The sequence below is a fragment of the Nesterenkonia sp. Act20 genome (assembly GCF_019173455.1).
Classification (GTDB): domain Bacteria; phylum Actinomycetota; class Actinomycetes; order Actinomycetales; family Micrococcaceae; genus Nesterenkonia.
This window is the reverse complement of the sequence record NZ_JADPQH010000001.1, coordinates 1,643,699-1,658,846: the sequence shown is the minus strand read 5'-3', so window position 1 is coordinate 1,658,846 and position 15,148 is coordinate 1,643,699. Positions and strand designations below refer to the sequence as shown.

12 protein-coding genes are annotated in these 15,148 nt (G+C 65.4%); 11 read left to right on the top strand and 1 reads right to left on the bottom strand.

Annotation, left to right across the window (positions count from 1 at the left end; genetic code table 11):
* Window positions 1-87 precede the first annotated feature (87 nt).
* A complete protein-coding gene (locus IY716_RS07610; protein WP_218220950.1) occupies window positions 88-564 on the top strand; it encodes a ribose-5-phosphate isomerase in 477 nt (158 codons plus the stop codon).
* Here IY716_RS07610 and IY716_RS07605 read toward each other — a convergent pair.
* Window positions 561-1,520, bottom strand: coding sequence for a sugar-binding transcriptional regulator (locus IY716_RS07605; protein WP_218220949.1), 960 nt, complete (start codon window positions 1,518-1,520; stop codon window positions 561-563). The genes IY716_RS07610 and IY716_RS07605 overlap by 4 nt on opposite strands.
* 144 nt (window positions 1,521-1,664) lie before the next feature.
* On the opposite strand from IY716_RS07605, the gene IY716_RS07600 reads away from it, so the two are divergent.
* The 10 genes from IY716_RS07600 (at window position 1,665) to IY716_RS07555 (ending at window position 15,140) form a co-directional block, all read left to right on the top strand.
* A complete protein-coding gene (locus IY716_RS07600) occupies window positions 1,665-3,395 on the top strand; it encodes a dihydroxyacetone kinase family protein (protein WP_218220948.1) in 1,731 nt (576 codons plus the stop codon).
* The gene (locus tag IY716_RS07595) at window positions 3,392-4,177 is read left to right on the top strand and encodes a triose-phosphate isomerase (RefSeq protein WP_218220947.1); all 786 of its coding nucleotides are present in this window, start codon (window positions 3,392-3,394) and stop codon (window positions 4,175-4,177) included. Before IY716_RS07600 ends, IY716_RS07595 begins: the two co-directional genes overlap by 4 nt.
* A gap of 107 nt (window positions 4,178-4,284) precedes the next feature.
* Entirely contained in the window at window positions 4,285-5,241 is a 957-nt protein-coding gene (locus IY716_RS07590; RefSeq protein ID WP_218220946.1) for a sugar phosphate isomerase/epimerase, read from the top strand.
* A 64-nt stretch (window positions 5,242-5,305) separates the two neighbouring features.
* Window positions 5,306-6,274: a 3-hydroxyacyl-CoA dehydrogenase family protein gene (locus IY716_RS07585; RefSeq protein ID WP_369699630.1), complete on the top strand. Its 969-nt coding sequence runs from the start codon at window positions 5,306-5,308 to the stop codon at window positions 6,272-6,274.
* Window positions 6,271-7,674 carry a GntP family permease gene (locus IY716_RS07580; RefSeq protein WP_218220944.1) on the top strand — a complete coding sequence of 468 codons (1,404 nt, stop codon included), beginning with the start codon at window positions 6,271-6,273 and terminating at the stop codon, window positions 7,672-7,674. The genes IY716_RS07585 and IY716_RS07580 overlap by 4 nt, the downstream gene beginning before the upstream one ends.
* Before the next feature lie 128 nt (window positions 7,675-7,802).
* A complete protein-coding gene (locus tag IY716_RS07575; RefSeq protein ID WP_369699629.1) occupies window positions 7,803-9,047 on the top strand; it encodes an extracellular solute-binding protein in 1,245 nt (414 codons plus the stop codon).
* Window positions 9,048-9,418: 371 nt separating this feature from the next.
* The gene (locus tag IY716_RS07570) at window positions 9,419-10,711 is read left to right on the top strand and encodes an extracellular solute-binding protein (RefSeq protein ID WP_218220943.1); all 1,293 of its coding nucleotides are present in this window, start codon (window positions 9,419-9,421) and stop codon (window positions 10,709-10,711) included.
* A gap of 86 nt (window positions 10,712-10,797) precedes the next feature.
* The gene (locus IY716_RS07565; RefSeq protein WP_218220942.1) at window positions 10,798-11,709 is read left to right on the top strand and encodes a carbohydrate ABC transporter permease; all 912 of its coding nucleotides are present in this window, start codon (window positions 10,798-10,800) and stop codon (window positions 11,707-11,709) included.
* Window positions 11,709-12,653 (top strand): carbohydrate ABC transporter permease, encoded by a 945-nt coding sequence (locus IY716_RS07560; protein WP_218220941.1) that lies wholly within the window; start codon window positions 11,709-11,711, stop codon window positions 12,651-12,653. The genes IY716_RS07565 and IY716_RS07560 overlap by 1 nt, the downstream gene beginning before the upstream one ends.
* Window positions 12,654-12,773: 120 nt before the next feature.
* Window positions 12,774-15,140 carry a glycoside hydrolase family 3 N-terminal domain-containing protein gene (locus IY716_RS07555; protein WP_218220940.1) on the top strand — a complete coding sequence of 789 codons (2,367 nt, stop codon included), beginning with the start codon at window positions 12,774-12,776 and terminating at the stop codon, window positions 15,138-15,140.
* Window positions 15,141-15,148: the final 8 nt, after the last annotated feature.

Genomic DNA, 15,148 nt, shown 5'->3' with positions numbered 1-15,148 from the left:
CGGGGTCCGCTCTGAACAGATGTATTTGACGTTTGTTCTGGGCGACGTAGCATGGAGGAAGACCCAGGTACGAGTTGAGGAGCCAACATGAGCAGTCAGTTTCGAATCGTCATCGGCAGCGACGAAGCCGGTTTCGCCTATAAAGAAGCCCTGAAAGCTGACTTGGAGGCCGATCCTCGAGTGGCCTCGGTCGTCGATGTCGGCGTCGGCGACGACGCAGACAAGACTCCGTATCCCAATGTCGGGGTCTCCGCCGCGGAAAAGATCGTCGCCGGCGAGGCCGACCGGGCGTTGCTGCTCTGCGGCACTGGTCTCGGCGTGGCCATCTCAGCCAACAAGGTCAAGGGCATTCGCGCAGTCACCGCCCATGATGCCTATTCCGTGGAGCGCGGCGTGCTCTCGAACAATGCCCAGGTGCTCTGCATGGGACAGCGCGTGATCGGTCGGGAGCTTGCCCGCAAACTGGTCGATGAGTGGCTCAAGCACGAGTTTGACCCCTCGAGCGCCTCCGCCGAAAAGGTCGGGGCGATCACGCGCTATGAGGACACCGGCAGCTGCAGCTAGAGCTGGCGGTCCATCGCGCGAGCCGTTGACTCGTCGGTCACCAGGATGTTGAACCATCCTGCGCTGGCCGCAGCGAGGATGCTCGGCGCCTTGTGAACCCCTACGGCCGCCGCGATGCGCGTGGGAACTGCACGCAGCGTCTCGCCAGGAACCCGCACCATCCGCTCGCTGCCGGGGAACGTGACCTCATGACCCTGCGGATCGTAGAACGCGAGGCAGACATCGCCGATGGACTGCGCGAGGTTCGGGTGATGGCGGGGCACTGACTGGGCGATCGAACTGCGTGACAGCGGCGCCGCGCCGATGCCCACCAGTGCCACCTTTGCAGTATTCCAATCGGCGACCACCTGGCGATAGCCCGGGTCGTCCTGCAGCGCCGAAAGCAGGGCCGGTGACGGCATTGATGGCGCGAAGAGATAGTGGGGGTAGCCCCCGGAGGTCGCGGCGAAGGCTCGCACCACCTCATTGGTCTGGTGCCAGGGATCCGGCTCCGCCTGGCCGCCCACGGTGGGGGCGATGACCACGCCCGCGAAGTCGCCCAGGCGCTGCTGTGCCAATGCGTAGGTGGTCTCCCCTGAGGCCAGCAGCAGGACGTCGCCGGCGCGCAGATTCGCGCCTGCCAGGGCCTGTCGCGTCACCGGGCCCAGACCCAGGCCGACCCGCTGAGACTGATCTCCCGGTGCCAGGTACACAGCCTCCACGCCCAGCTTCTGCGTCAGCCGCGCGCTGAGCTCATCCATGCCGGAGGCCGCAGGGCGGTGGACTCGGATCTCGACGATCCCCTGAGCCCGCGCCTCTGCCAACATGCGGCTGACCGAGGGGCGGGACACCTTCAGCTGCTCGGCAACCTCGGCCTGGGTCGCGCCCTGCTCGTAGTAGAGCTGGGCAGCCCGATACAGGCGCTCCAGCTCAGACGTGCCCTCGGGAGCGTCCTTCATGACCTCTGTTGCCTCCATCGGGACATCGTATCCGTCCACCTGACTTCACGGGGAAAGTGGTGCTGGTCACGCAATCTGCTCTAGGGTGGCCTCAGCACATATGTCAGCGCACATCTGTACCGCCCGTCAAGGGCGTACCGATCCGGGACCACGAGGACAGTCATGACCTACCTGCTCAACTCTGCATCTGATTTCTCCCACGAGGCGGTGCTCGGCTTCGCCGCCGCCAACTCGCAATACGTGACCGCCGTGCACGGGGGAGTGGTTCGCTCCACGCAGACCCCCGCCGGCCAGCCTGCGCTGGTGATCGGCGGCGGCTCGGGACACTACCCCGCGTTCGCCGGCTGGGTCGGCCCCGGGATGGGCCACGGCGCCCCGTGCGGAAACATCTTCTCCTCCCCCTCCGCCTCCCAGGTCTACTCGGTGGCCCGCAACGCCGAGAACGGCGGCGGAGTTCTCATGGGATTCGGAAACTATGCCGGAGACGTCCTGCACTTCGGAGCCGCCGCAGAGAAGCTCCGTGCTGAGGGGATCGACGTGCGGATCATTCGAGTCAGCGACGACATCGCCTCGAATAGCCGCAAGAACCATCGGGATCGTCGCGGCATCGCCGGTGACCTTCCGGTGTTCAAGATCGCCGGAGCCGCAATCGAGGCGGGCGCTGATCTGGATGAGGCCGAGCGGATCGCGTGGAAGGCCAATGACGCGACGCGTTCCTTCGGGCTGGCCTTCGACGGGTGCACGCTGCCAGGTGCCGAGGAGCCGCTGTTCCATGTGCCGGAGTCCACCATGGGCGTCGGACTGGGGATCCACGGGGAGCCCGGCATTCGAGATCTGCCGATGGGCACCGCCAGTGAAGTCGCCGACCTGCTCTTCGAAGGCATCCTCGAGGAGGTGCCGCAGGATCGGAGCGGACGCGTCGCCGTCGTGCTCAACGGTCTGGGACGAGTCAAGTATGAAGAGCTCTTCGTGGTCTATGGGCGGATCGCCGAGCGTCTGGCAGAAGCAGGTCTCACTGCCGTACAGCCCGAGGTCGGGGAGTTCGTCACCAGTCTGGACATGGCGGGATTGTCATTGACCGTGGTGTTCCTCGACGAGGAGCTCGAAGGGCACTGGGTCGCAGCCGCCGACACTCCTGCCTATCGCCGAGGCGAGCTGCGGGACCTCCCCTCGATGCAGGACCGCGCACCGCGCACCGACTTCTATACTCCCGGCGAGGAGAATGTTCCCGAGGCCACCACGGAGTCGCAGACCACCGCCGCCTCTGTGCAGGAGGTCATCGAGCTCTTCGCGCAGGTCTGCGCCGAGAATGAGGGAGAGCTCGGCCGGCTCGACGCCGTGGCAGGCGACGGCGACCACGGGCAGGGCATGGTCCTGGGCAGCCGCGGCGCGGTTGAGGCCGGCCGCGCAGCGCTCGAGAGAGGGGCCGGGGCCAGGACGGTGCTGCTTCACGCCGGAACGGCATGGGCCGAGTCTGCGGGCGGCACCTCCGGTGCCCTCTGGGGTTCAGCGCTCACCGCAGCCGGTGGCGCGCTCTCCGATGAGACCAAGGCTGACCCGGAAGCCGCGCTGCAGGCGCTGCTCCGTGCGGTCGAGGCCGTCCGTCGGCTCGGTGGCGCACAGCCGGGGGACAAGACCATGGTCGACGCCGCAGCTCCATTCGCTGCGCACCTGAAGCAGCAGTCGCAGGCCGGCCAGGATCTGCCCTCTGCGCTCTCCGCAGCGGCCGCCGTTGCTACCGAGGCCGCTGCCGAGACCGCAGAGCTCAAGGCGCGCCTGGGCCGCTCCCGGGTCCTCGGGGACAAATCGCTCGGTACGCCTGATCCAGGGGCCACCTCCTTCGCCCTGCTCATGGAAGCCCTGGCGGACCATCTGAAGAAGGCCCGCGGATGACCCGTTGGATCGGCACCAGCTGGAAGATGAACAAGACCCTGGCCGAGGCGCGCGCCTACGCCCGGGGACTCGACGAGGCGCTCAGCAGCCGTCCTGAGCTCACGGACGGGGTGCAGCCGTTCATCATCCCTCCCCATACTGCGCTGGCAGCTGTGGCCTCCGAGCTCAGTTCGGATTCCCCGGGGGTCGGATCGGCACCAGGCGTTCACCTCGGCGCGCAGAACGCGCACTGGGAGGACAGTGGCGCCTGGACCGGGGAGGTCTCTGTTCCGCAGGTCAAAGATGCCGGTGCCGTGCTCCTCGAGATCGGCCACTCCGAGCGCCGCGAACACTTCGCGGAGACCGTCGAGACCACACGCCGGAAGGTCGAGGCGGCCCTGCGGCACGAGCTGATCCCCCTGCTGTGCATCGGCGAATCCGCCCAGATCCGCCAGCAGGGCGGCACGGCCGACTTCCTGCTTGATCAGGCGCGCGGTGCACTTCAGGGACTCACCGAGGAACAGCTGAGCCGGGTCCTCATCGCCTATGAGCCCATCTGGGCGATCGGCGCGCAGGGACGCCCGGCCGAGGTTGATGAGCTCCTCGAGCCCTTCGACGTGCTGCACGAGGAGTACGGAGGCCGAGTGGAGGCCCTGCTCTATGGCGGATCGGTCACACCAGAAAACGCTGCGCAGTTGCTGGGCATCCCCGGGGTGCAGGGTCTGTTCATCGGACGCGCGGCATGGTCCCTGCAGGGATATCTGGAACTTCTCCAGCTCGCCGCCCGGCCTTCTGCCGCCTAGATTCCGCAGGACTCGGCTCCCCGCGTCGCCCCACCATCACGTGTGACGCTTGACACACGCGACCAAGTACTCAAAGATGAACCCGCATGCACGTTTGAAAGGAACAAATGTTCACAGCAGCCACGTGGCCCATTGCAGGAAATATGCTCGCCTTCGGAGGGACGACCTCCGAGGGTGTCCCGGTCTGGGAGGCATCGACGACCTATTGGTCCGACTGCCTGCGCCAGATGCGCGAACTCGGCTTCGATCACATCGACCCCACGGATGCCTGGCTTCCTCTGCAGAAGCTCTCCCCATCCCGTCTCGAAGACTTCAAGAAGGTCCTCGCGGATGAGGGGCTCAAAATCTCTTCGATCTCCATGACGCGGAACTCGGTAGTGGATCGAGAGCACGGCGAACGCAATCTCGCCGATGCCCATCGGCTGATCGACATCGCCCCCGAGTTTGGTGCGACGATCGTCAACACCGGCTTCATGCAGGCGCTGACGCCGGTCCAGCAGCAGGCGCTCTGGTTCTGGCTTGAAGAGGGCCACCATGACGATCCCGCCCTGCGCCCGCTGGCGGTGGAGCGAATCCGCGAACTCGGTGACCACGCTCAGGCCAACGGCATCGAGCTGAGCCTGGAGATGTATGAGGACACGTTCCTGGGCACCGCCGACGACGCCGTCGCGTTCCACGCCGACGTCGACCACCCCGCCGTGGGTCTGAACCCCGATCTCGGCAACTTCATCCGCCTGCACCGGCCGATGCCGGCCTATGAGGAGATGTTCGAGAAGGTCCTCCCGCACGCGAACTTCTGGCACATCAAGAACTACACCCGAGACGAAGACCCGGCGACGGGCGGCTACTCCTCGGCGCCGATGCCGCTGAAGTACGGCCAGATCAACTACCGCAAGATCATCCGCCGGGCCCTGGAGCTCGGCTACACCGGGCCGTTCTGCTGCGAGCACTACGGCTCGGACTCCATCGGAGTCTGTGCCGAGAATCGCGAGTACATCGCACAGATTCTGACCTCGGCGGAGAACAGTCCGCTGCTCGCCGCCGCACGCCCAGCCACGAGCTGAGTCGGCTGCGATCAGGCACGAACACCACCAGACAGCGCACCATGACGAAAGAGGCATGAGAACCATGGCCAAGACCATCAACACCGTGACAGTCGTCGGCGCCGGGTACATGGGCGGCGGCATCGCCCAGTCCCTGGCCCTGGCGGAGCTGAAAGTCGAGATCGTCGACGTCGACGTCGAGGCAGCCAAGAAGGGTCTCGAGCGGCTGCTCCAGGAGGCTCAGGAGTTTGAGGACCAGGGGCTGTACGCGGCTGGATCCACTGAGACCATCAAGGCGAATCTGACGGCGGGCCGCACGCTTGAAGAAGCCGTCGCCGAGTCCGACTTCATCGAGGAAGCCGTCTTCGAGTCTCCCGAGGTCAAGCGGGAGGTGCTGGGGAAGATCTCCGAGCACGCTCGCGAAGACGCCATCATCGGCACGAACACCTCCACGATTCCGGTTCACGTGCTGGTCTCAGCGGTGAAGAACCCCGAGCGGTTCCTCACCGTGCACTTCTCCAACCCTGCTCCCTTCATCCCCGGTGTCGAGCTGGTCTCCGGGGAGGCGACCACCCCCGATGTGGTCGACGCCGTCAAGGAGCTCCTGGCTCGAGCGGGCCGTGAAGGTGCCGAAGTCGCGGACACTCCCGGCATGGTCTTGAACCGGCTCCAGTATGCGCTGCTCAAGGAGGCCGCCTCGGTGGTCGAGGAGGGCATCGCGACAGCAGAAGACGTCGACACCGTGGTGCGGACCACCTTCGGCTTCCGGCTCGGCTTCTTCGGCCCCTTCGCGATCGCCGACCAGGCAGGCCTTGATGTCTACGCCAACGGGTTCAACACGCTCTCCGAGGCCTATGGCGAACGCCTCGCCCCGCCGAAGCTGCTCGAGGAGAACGTCGCAGCCGGTCGCCACGGAGTCAAGAACGGCAAAGGCTGGACCGGGGACTTCGACGACGAGACCAAGGCCGCTGTCATCGCCTATCGCAACAAGGCCTACGCCCGCATGGGCGACCTGCTGCGCGAGCTGGGCCCGGCCCCGAAGGGTAAGAAATGACCGATGATCTGACGCTCGCCTTCGAGCTCCCCACCCCAGCCCTGCTCGTCCTGGCACTGGCTTCCATCATCTTGTTGCTGGTGCTGATCGTGAAGGTCAAGCTCCATGCCTTCTTCTCGCTGATCATCGTTTCGCTGATCACCGCGCTGGCCGCCGGCATCGCGGTCGGCGACGTGCTCTCCGTGGTGGTCGGTGGCTTCTCCACCACAGTGGGCAATGTCGCGCTGCTCATCGGCTTCGGCGCTGTGCTCGGACGTCTGGTCGAGATCTCCGGCGGCGCGCAAGTGCTGGCGGACAAGATGCTCGCCACCTTCGGGGAGAAGCGAGCGCCCCTGGCCCTCGCCGTGGCTTCGCTGTTCTACGCCTTCCCGATCTTCCTCGACGCAGGCTTCATCGTCATGCTCCCGGTGATCTACACCGTGGCACGCAGGCTCGGCGGCAGCTTCATGCTCTACGTGCTGCCTTCCATCGGCGCGTTCCTGATGATGCACGCCCTCACCCCACCGCACCCCGGGCCAACGGCGGCCGCCACGGTCATGGGTGCAGACATCGGACTGGTTCTGATCGTCGCCATGATGGTGGGCATCCCCACCTGGTACCTGGCCGGCTACCGGCTCGGCCTGGTCATGGCCAAGGGTTACCCGAACTTCCCGGTCCCGAACCTCTTCGGGGAGTCCAGGGTCACCGAGGAGTACGCGCGGCCCGCCTTCGGCACCGTCATCTTCGTGCTGCTCCTGCCGCTGGCGCTCATCTTCTACAACGCGCTCTCCAACACGCTGGAGGCCGATGGCCGAATCAGCGAGGACAGCTTCGGCTACGCGCTCTCCCAGCTCATCGGCCCCACCCCTGTGGCGCTGCTGATCGCAACGTTGGCCGCGATGTACCTGCTCTTCATCAAGCCGCGCAGGGGCTCGGGCGGACTCGGCGACGCGATGTCCGACCTCATCGACAACGCGCTCGCTCCGGTCTGCTCGATCATCCTGATCACCGGTGCCGGTGGCGCCTTCGGCGCCGTGCTCACCGCCACCGGGATCGGCGGATCCATCGCCGAGGGGCTGGATGCGCTGGGCCTGCCGGTCATCCTTGCGGGCTTCCTCGTCGCCGTGGTCATCCGCGTCGCACAGGGCTCGGCCACAGTGGCAGCGACCACCGCCGGCGGGATCATGGCCCCCGGCGTCATGGAGCTGGGACTCGACGGCTTCGCCCTGGCGTCCCTCGTGGTCGCCATCGTGGCGGGCTCGATCACCTTCTCGCACTTCAATGACTCCGGCTTCTGGCTCGTCGGCCGCTTCTGCGGCTTCGACACGATCACCACCTTGAAGACCTGGTCCGTCATGGCCACGGCCATCGGCTTCATGGCCTTCTTCCTCAGCTGGGGCGTGTACGCCATCGCCGCTTGAGGACCCGAATACCGCACGACACTCGTACCGCAAGCACATCGCAATTGATGAGGAAAGGAACGATCGATATGTGGGAAAGAAAAGCAAGACTCAGCACGGCCGTGATCGCGGCAGGTGCGCTCCTGAGCGTGTCCGCATGCGGAGGTGGGGACGGCGGCGGCTCAGAGGGCGAGGAGCCAACCGCCTGGGTCCTCAACGGTGGCGTCTGGAACGAGGTGGAGGAGGACTTCGAGGCATGGAACGAAGAGAATCCCGACCAGGCCTTCGCCGTTGAGAGCTTCGCCAACGACATCTATAAGGACCGCATTCGCCAGGCCGTGGGTTCGGGGGAAGCACCCACGTTGATCGTGGGCTGGACCGGCGGAGGACTGCTGGAGTACGTGGAAGGTGACTACGTCACCGACATCACCGAAGAGACCGAGGAGCTGCGAGGTCGGCTGATCGAATCGGTGGTCGCCAACGGTGAGGTGGATGGTTCCACCTACGCCGTACCGATGAACAACGTGCAGCCCGTTGTCATGTACTACAACCAGGCCGTCTTCGACGAGGCTGGCATCGAGGTGCCGACCACCTGGGAAGAGACCCTTGAAGCGGTGGAGGTGTTCAATGAGCAAGGCGTCCATCCCTTCGCCCTCGCCGGAGGCTCCAATTGGCCCCTGCTGATGTGGGCCTCGTACTTGACCGACCGCATCGGAGGTCCGGAGGCGTTCCAGGCCGTGGTGGAGGGCGAGGAAGATGCCTGGTCGCACCCGGCCATCATCGAGGCGCTGGAACGTTGTCAGGAGCTTGTGGAGGCGGGGGCCTTCGACCCAGGATTCGCCTCGGTGGTGGCTGACAACAACGAGGACGCCCACCTGGTGGCGGACGGCAAGGCGGCTATGGTCCTGCAGGGGTCATGGGTCTACTCGCGTCTGCTGGAGGAGAGCCCCGACTTCATGGAGACCGGCAATCTCGGTGTGACCACCTTCCCTGAGATCGAGGGCGGGGAAGGTGACCCCGCGAACATCGTCGGCAATCCAGCCAACTTCTGGTCGGTCTCAGCCAATGCCTCCGAAGGCGAGCAGCAGGCAGCGGTGGACTACCTCTCTGACTGGCTGTTCAACGACGAGTATGTCGACGGCATGTTGGAGACCGGAAACATCCCTCCGCTGACGGGGCTCGAGGAGAAAATTGCAGAGACCGAGGATCCCGAGTTCCTCAACTTCACCTACGAAACCGTGACAGAGGCCCCCAGCTTCCAGCTGTCCTGGGATCAGGCTGTCGATCCTGCGCAGGTGCAGGTTCTGCTGCAGAGCCTCTCCCAGGTGTTCCGCGGCGAGATCACGCCTGAGGAGTTTGCGACAAACATGAATGAAGCCCAGGCCAGCGAGTAATCGAGGGCTGTTCAACGGCTGTGAGGCCTGGGCACCGGCAGGAGATGGCTGGTGACCAGGCCTTACGTCTGTGTCGGGCGTCCGCCCCCGAACAGACCTGCTGCGAGTTAAGTTTCACCATGAGACGCAAGTGTGACGTCGGTCATGAGTTGTGTCTTGACACACACTGATCGGCTATTTAGTCTTACGGCAAGACGAAATCCAGATCACAGTCTGTTCCAGGTCCACTCGGGCTTCAGACCCGGATCTGGTTCGGACTGCGGCTCTGTACCGCTGAGCACCCCCACCCGGCCGATCCGGGACGCGGGGAAGCCTCGGCCCTGTACCGGTACAGCGCTGGAGCTCGCACTGATGAGAAAGGACGCGCGACGATGCGTAAAGCAACTCGTATGGCAGCAGCAGGCCTCGGAGTCACCTCGCTGATGGCGATCTCCGCCTGCGGCGGAGGAGACAACGGCGGTGGAGGCGGAGACGCAGACGCCAACGCATGGATCCTGACCGGCGGCGGCTGGCCCGCCATCGAAGAAGACTTCAACCGTTGGAACGAATCCAACGAAGACGCACAGATCGACGTCGAGGGCATCGAGAACGATTCCTACAAGGGCCAGATCCGCACCGCGGTCGGCTCCGGCGAGGCCCCCACACTGATCATGTCCTGGACCGGCGGCGCGCTGCTGGAATACGCCGAGCAGGATGCCGTCGTGGACCTCACCGGCGAGACCGGTGACCTCGAAGAGCGCGTCTTCGACTCGGTCTGGCAGAACGGCCAGGTCGATGGCAGCACCTACGCCGTTCCGCTGAACGACGTCCAGCCCGTGGTCATGTATTACAACCAGGAGGTCTTCGACGAGGTCGGCCTCGAGGTTCCGGAGACCTGGGAAGACGTCGAGGAGGCCATCGAGGTCTTCAACGAGAATGATGTCGCGCCCTTCTCCCTGGCTGGCGGCTCCGTCTGGCCCGCGCTGATGTGGCTGCAGTACCTCACCGATCGCCACGGCGGCGAAGAGGCGTTCCAGGCAGTGGTCGAGGGTGAAGAGGGCGCATGGGACAACGAGTCCATTCTCTTCGCACTGGAGACCATGCAGGACCTGGGCGAGAACGGCGGCTTCATCGAGAGCTACAACTCCGTGACCGCAGACCAGAACGAAGATGCTCAGCTGCTGGCTGACGGTGAGGCAGCCATGCTGCTGCAGGGCTCGTGGGTCTACGCCACCATCAACCAGGACTTCCCAGAGTTCGCCGATTCCGGCAACTTCGGCTTCACCTCCTTCCCGACTCTGGAAGACGGGGCGGGTGATCCCTCGAACATCGTCGGCAACCCGGCCAACTTCTGGTCGGTCTCGGCTGACGCCTCGGAGGAGGAGCAGCAGATCGCGATGGATTACATCAGCGAGAACCTCTACAACGAAGAGACAGTGGACGCGATGCTCGAGGCCGGATCGCTGCCGCCGCTCAATGACATCGAAGAGGAGATCGCTGCCACTGAAGACGCGGACTTCCTGGAGTTCTCCAGCCAGCTGGTCGGCGACGCCAACCACTTCCAGCTCTCCTGGGACCAGGCAGTTGCATCCAACGTGGCGCAGCCGCTGACGGACAACCTGTCCGGAATTCTCCGCGGGGAGATGACTCCGCAGGAGTTCGTCGACGCGATGAACGCGCTGTAACAACCCCACATACGGTTCGGGGCGGCCGCTACTGGTCGCCCCGGACCGTTTGCCTTGCACCGACAACAAGAATCTGAATCGAGCTCATGACTGAAACCGCTTCTCGAAGCAAGACGACCGGGCTTGGTCATAAGGGACCCTCGTTCCTGATGGCGCTGCCCGCTGTCGCGTTCTTCGGTATATTCGCCCTGATCCCACTCATCGGAGTGGTCGTCATCTCCTTCATGGAGTGGAACGTGCTGGGATCGCCCGAGTGGGTCGGCCTGACCAACTGGGAGGCGGTGCTCTTCGATCGCCCGTTCACCTGGACGGCACTCGGCCTGACGGTCACGTTCGTCATCGGTTCATATCTCTTCCAGGCCCCTGTCGCGCTGCTTCTGGGCGTCTTCATGGCAGGCCAGCAGCGCTACCGCGCCCTTCTCGCGGTCCTGTACTTCCTGCCGCTGCTCTTCTCCTCGGTGGCCGTCGGCCTGACCTTCCAGTCGTTGTTCTCCCCGAACTACGGCCTCTCGGCAGCGCTGCCCTTCGAATGGCTTCCCAACGACTGGCTGGCGAACTCCGACCTGGTCATGTGGGTGATGATCTTCGTGGTCGGCTGGTGCTTCGTGCCGTTCCACGGTCTGCTCTACCAGGCAGGCGTGCGCCAGATACCCCAGTCCATGTACGAGGCCGCCACCATCGACGGCGCAGGTCGTCTGCGGCAGTTCTTCTCGATCACGCTGCCCCAGCTGCGCTACACCATCATCACCTCTTCCACGCTGATGCTGGTCGGCTCGCTGACCTACTTCGACCTGATCTACGTGCTGACCGGCGGACAGCCTGCAGATGCAGTGCGCATCCTGCCGCTGGACATGTACGTCACCGGATTCGCCTCATACAACCTCGGCTACGCCTCGGTCATCGCGGTGATCCTCGTAGCAATCGGACTGACCCTCTCCCTCTTGCTGAACGTCCTTTCGGGCTCCTCCAAGATGGACAGCGACAAGGCAGGCGCATGATGACCCACACCACAAGCAGCGAACCAGTCACCCCGGACGCGAAGTCGGACCGGGCGATCACTCCGGAGACTGCCGGCGCAGACCGCGGCAACATCAAGCAGAACAAGGTCCGGCGCACCGGCGCTCCGGGCGAGAAGCTGAACATCCTCGGTGGGCTCGGCGGCTGGATCTGGCTGGCCGTGATCATCCTCCCCATCTACTACATCGTCATCACCTCGTTCCGCACGAGTGAGGATCTCCGGGCGAACAACCAGCTGCTGCCCTCCACGAACCCGACGATCGCGCCGTTCATCAAGGTGCTGCAGAACGACTTCCTGCACTACTTCACCAACTCGGTCATCGTCACGCTCGCCACCGTGGCCGTGGTGCTCTCGGCCTCGGTGATGGCGGCGTACTACATCACTCGTTCCACCACCTTGGGCGGCAAGCGCCTGTTCCAGATCATCCTGCTCGGCATCGCGATCCCGGTGCAGGCAACGATCATCCCCGTGTACTACCTGATCCAGCAGCTGGGTCTCTATGACACCCTCTGGGCGCTGATCCTGCCGCAGATCGCGTTCGCGATCCCGCTGAGCGTGCTGATCATCGTGAACTTCGTGCGCGACATCCCAGCCGAGCTCTTCGAGTCCATGAAGGTCGACGGCGCCGGGGAGTGGCGGATCCTCACCTCGCTGGTGCTTCCGATGGCGAAGCCGGCGTTGATGACCGTGGGCATCTACCAGGCCCTGCAGGTCTGGAACAGCTTCCTGTTCCCGCTGGTGCTCACCCAGAGCAGCGAAGTGCGTGTGCTGCCGCTCTCCCTGTGGGAGTACAGCGGCCAGTTCGGCATCGACGTTCCAGCAACCCTGGCAGCCGTCGTGCTCTCGGCTCTGCCGCTGCTCGTCGCCTACATCTTCGCTCGCCGCCACATCGTGGCGGGTCTGACCGCTGGCTTCGGCAAGTGAGAATCGGCATCAACGCCTGACCCTCGGCGCCGCCGCATCGAAGCTGTCCACCAGCTCCGATGCGGCGGCTTTGCCATGCCAATGCCTCATCGTCGCTGAAACAACCCAAGGAGTTCATACGTGAGCAAGCAGACCCCCGAACGAATCACCGGCCCATGGAACGACACCTCCCTCTCAGCAGAGAAGCGCGCAGACGCGCTGCTGGCGGAGATGACACTGGAGGAGAAGGTCTCCCAGCTCGGCTCCCACTGGGAGATGCGCGAGGATCCGGACACTCAGGGTGAGGTCGCACCCATGGAGGACGCGATGTCCGCGGGCAAGCTTCCGTTCGAATCCGAGATCCTCGACGGCGAAGGTCACCTGACCCGCACCTACGGCACCGTGGCCCTGTCAGTGCCCGAAGGCGCCGCCGATCTGCGTCAGCGCCAGGCTGCGGTGGTCGCTGCCAACCGCTTCGGTATCCCCGCGATCGCCCACGAGGAGTGCCTCACCGGCTACACCGCCTACCAGGCCACGGTCTACCCGACCTCGCTGGCTTGGGGAGCCACCTTCGATCCGGAGCTCATCGAGGAGATGGCCGCTGCGATCGGCGCTGATATGGCCGCCACCGGCGTCCAACAGGGACTCTCCCCGGTGCTCGATGTCGTCCGCGATGCCCGCTGGGGCCGAGTGGAGGAGACCATCGGTGAGGATCCCTATGTGATCGGCACGCTGGCCACCGCCTACGTCAAGGGCCTGCAGGCGAGCGGCATCATCGCGACGCTCAAGCACTTCGCCGGCTATGCAGCCTCCCGCGCGGCGCGCAACCACGCGCCGGTGCACATGGGCAAGCGCGAGCTGATCGACATGATCTTCTATCCCTTCGAGCTTGCAGTCCGCGAGGGCAAGGTCGGGTCGGTGATGAACTCCTACGCCGACATCGACGGCGAGGCCCCGGCCGCCTCGCACTGGCTGCTCACCGAGGTGCTGCGCGAGCACTGGGGCTTCGAAGGCACCGTGGTCGCCGACTACTGGTCCGTGGCCTTCCTGGAGAAGATGCATCACGTCGCCGCCGATCAGGCCGAGGCTGCGCGGCTCGCCATCTCTGCCGGGCTCGACGTGGAGCTGCCCCACACCGGCGGTTTCCGCACCCTGGCGCAGCAGGTCCGCGACGGACTGCTCGAGGAGTCGGTGCTCGACGCCTCGGTGCGTCGTGTGCTGCGGCAGAAGGCTGAGCTCGGTCTGCTCGACCGCGGCACCGACGACGCCGACTGGGAGCCCACCATCGACGAGTCCGTGAACCTGGACTCGGAGAGCAACCGGACCCTGGCCCGGACCGTGGCGGCCAAGTCACTGGTGCTGCTGAAGAACGACGGCGTGCTGCCGCTGGCTCCGGCCTCCCAGGCCGGAAAGCGGATCGCCGTCGTCGGACCTTCCGCGGACGAGCCGCGGACCATGATGGGCTGCTACTCGTTCCCCAACCACGTGCTGGCGAAGTACCCGGCCGGGACCTTCCCGCACAAGGGCATCGGCGTGCCGATGCCCTCAGTCCTGGAAGCACTGCGCGAGACCTACTCCGACGCCGAAGTCACCTACAGCTACGGCTCACCGATCGTGACCCACGACGACAGCCAGATCGAAGCCGCCGCGGAGTCCGCGGCAGCGGCCGACATCGCAGTGGTCACCGTGGGCGACCTGGCCGGCATGTTCGGCGCAGGCACCTCCGGCGAGGGCTGCGATGTGGAGGATCTGAAGCTTCCAGGCGCTCAGCATGAGCTCGTGGAGGCCGTCCTGGCCACCGGCACCCCCGTGGTGCTCGTGGTCATCTCAGGGCGCCCCTATGCACTGGGAGGCCTCGCTGAACGCTGCGCCGCCGTGGTGCAGGGCTTCTTCCCCGGCGAAGAGGGAGGTCCGGCCATCGTGGACCTGCTCAGCGGCGCCATCGAGCCCACCGGTCGACTGCCGATCGGTGTTCCGGCCCAGCCGGGCGGCCAGCCCGTCGGCTACATTGCGGCGCCGCTGGGGCAGAACAGTCAGGGCGTCTCCAACCTTGATCCCACCCCGCTGTACCCCTTCGGGCACGGTCTCAGCTACACCACCGTGGAGTACTCGGAGCTCTCCGTCTCCGCCGCAGAGCTCGCGGTGGACGGGACGGCCCAGGTGAGCGTGACGGTCACCAACACCGGGGCGCGCCCCACGGAGGAGGTCGTGCAGCTCTACTTCGGTGATCGCGTCGCCTCTGTGGCCCGCCCCGTCCGGCAGCTGCTCGGCTACACCAAGGTGGAGCTGGCCCCGGGCCAGAGCCGCACCGTGACCTTCGAGGTCCACGCCGACCGGTTCTCGTTCACCGGAGTGGACTACCGCCGGATCGTGGAGCCGGGCGCGATCGATCTCTACGCCGGCCCCTCCGTGGGCGAGCTGCCTCTGCAGGCTGAGCTGCACCTCACCGGAGCCGTCCGGGAGATCCAGGGCCAGCGCGTGCTGAGAACTCCGGCAACAGTGAGCTGACTCGCTGC

Coding starts and splice junctions, on each gene's coding strand:
- IY716_RS07610 (WP_218220950.1), top strand. CDS start 88: ATGAGCAGTCAGTTTCGAATCGTCATCGGCAGCGACGAAGCCGGTTTC.
- IY716_RS07605 (WP_218220949.1), bottom strand. CDS start 1,520: ATGGAGGCAACAGAGGTCATGAAGGACGCTCCCGAGGGCACGTCTGAG.
- IY716_RS07600 (WP_218220948.1), top strand. CDS start 1,665: ATGACCTACCTGCTCAACTCTGCATCTGATTTCTCCCACGAGGCGGTG.
- IY716_RS07595 (WP_218220947.1), top strand. CDS start 3,392: ATGACCCGTTGGATCGGCACCAGCTGGAAGATGAACAAGACCCTGGCC.
- IY716_RS07590 (WP_218220946.1), top strand. CDS start 4,285: ATGTTCACAGCAGCCACGTGGCCCATTGCAGGAAATATGCTCGCCTTC.
- IY716_RS07585 (WP_369699630.1), top strand. CDS start 5,306: ATGGCCAAGACCATCAACACCGTGACAGTCGTCGGCGCCGGGTACATG.
- IY716_RS07580 (WP_218220944.1), top strand. CDS start 6,271: ATGACCGATGATCTGACGCTCGCCTTCGAGCTCCCCACCCCAGCCCTG.
- IY716_RS07570 (WP_218220943.1), top strand. CDS start 9,419: ATGCGTAAAGCAACTCGTATGGCAGCAGCAGGCCTCGGAGTCACCTCG.
- IY716_RS07565 (WP_218220942.1), top strand. CDS start 10,798: ATGACTGAAACCGCTTCTCGAAGCAAGACGACCGGGCTTGGTCATAAG.
- IY716_RS07560 (WP_218220941.1), top strand. CDS start 11,709: ATGACCCACACCACAAGCAGCGAACCAGTCACCCCGGACGCGAAGTCG.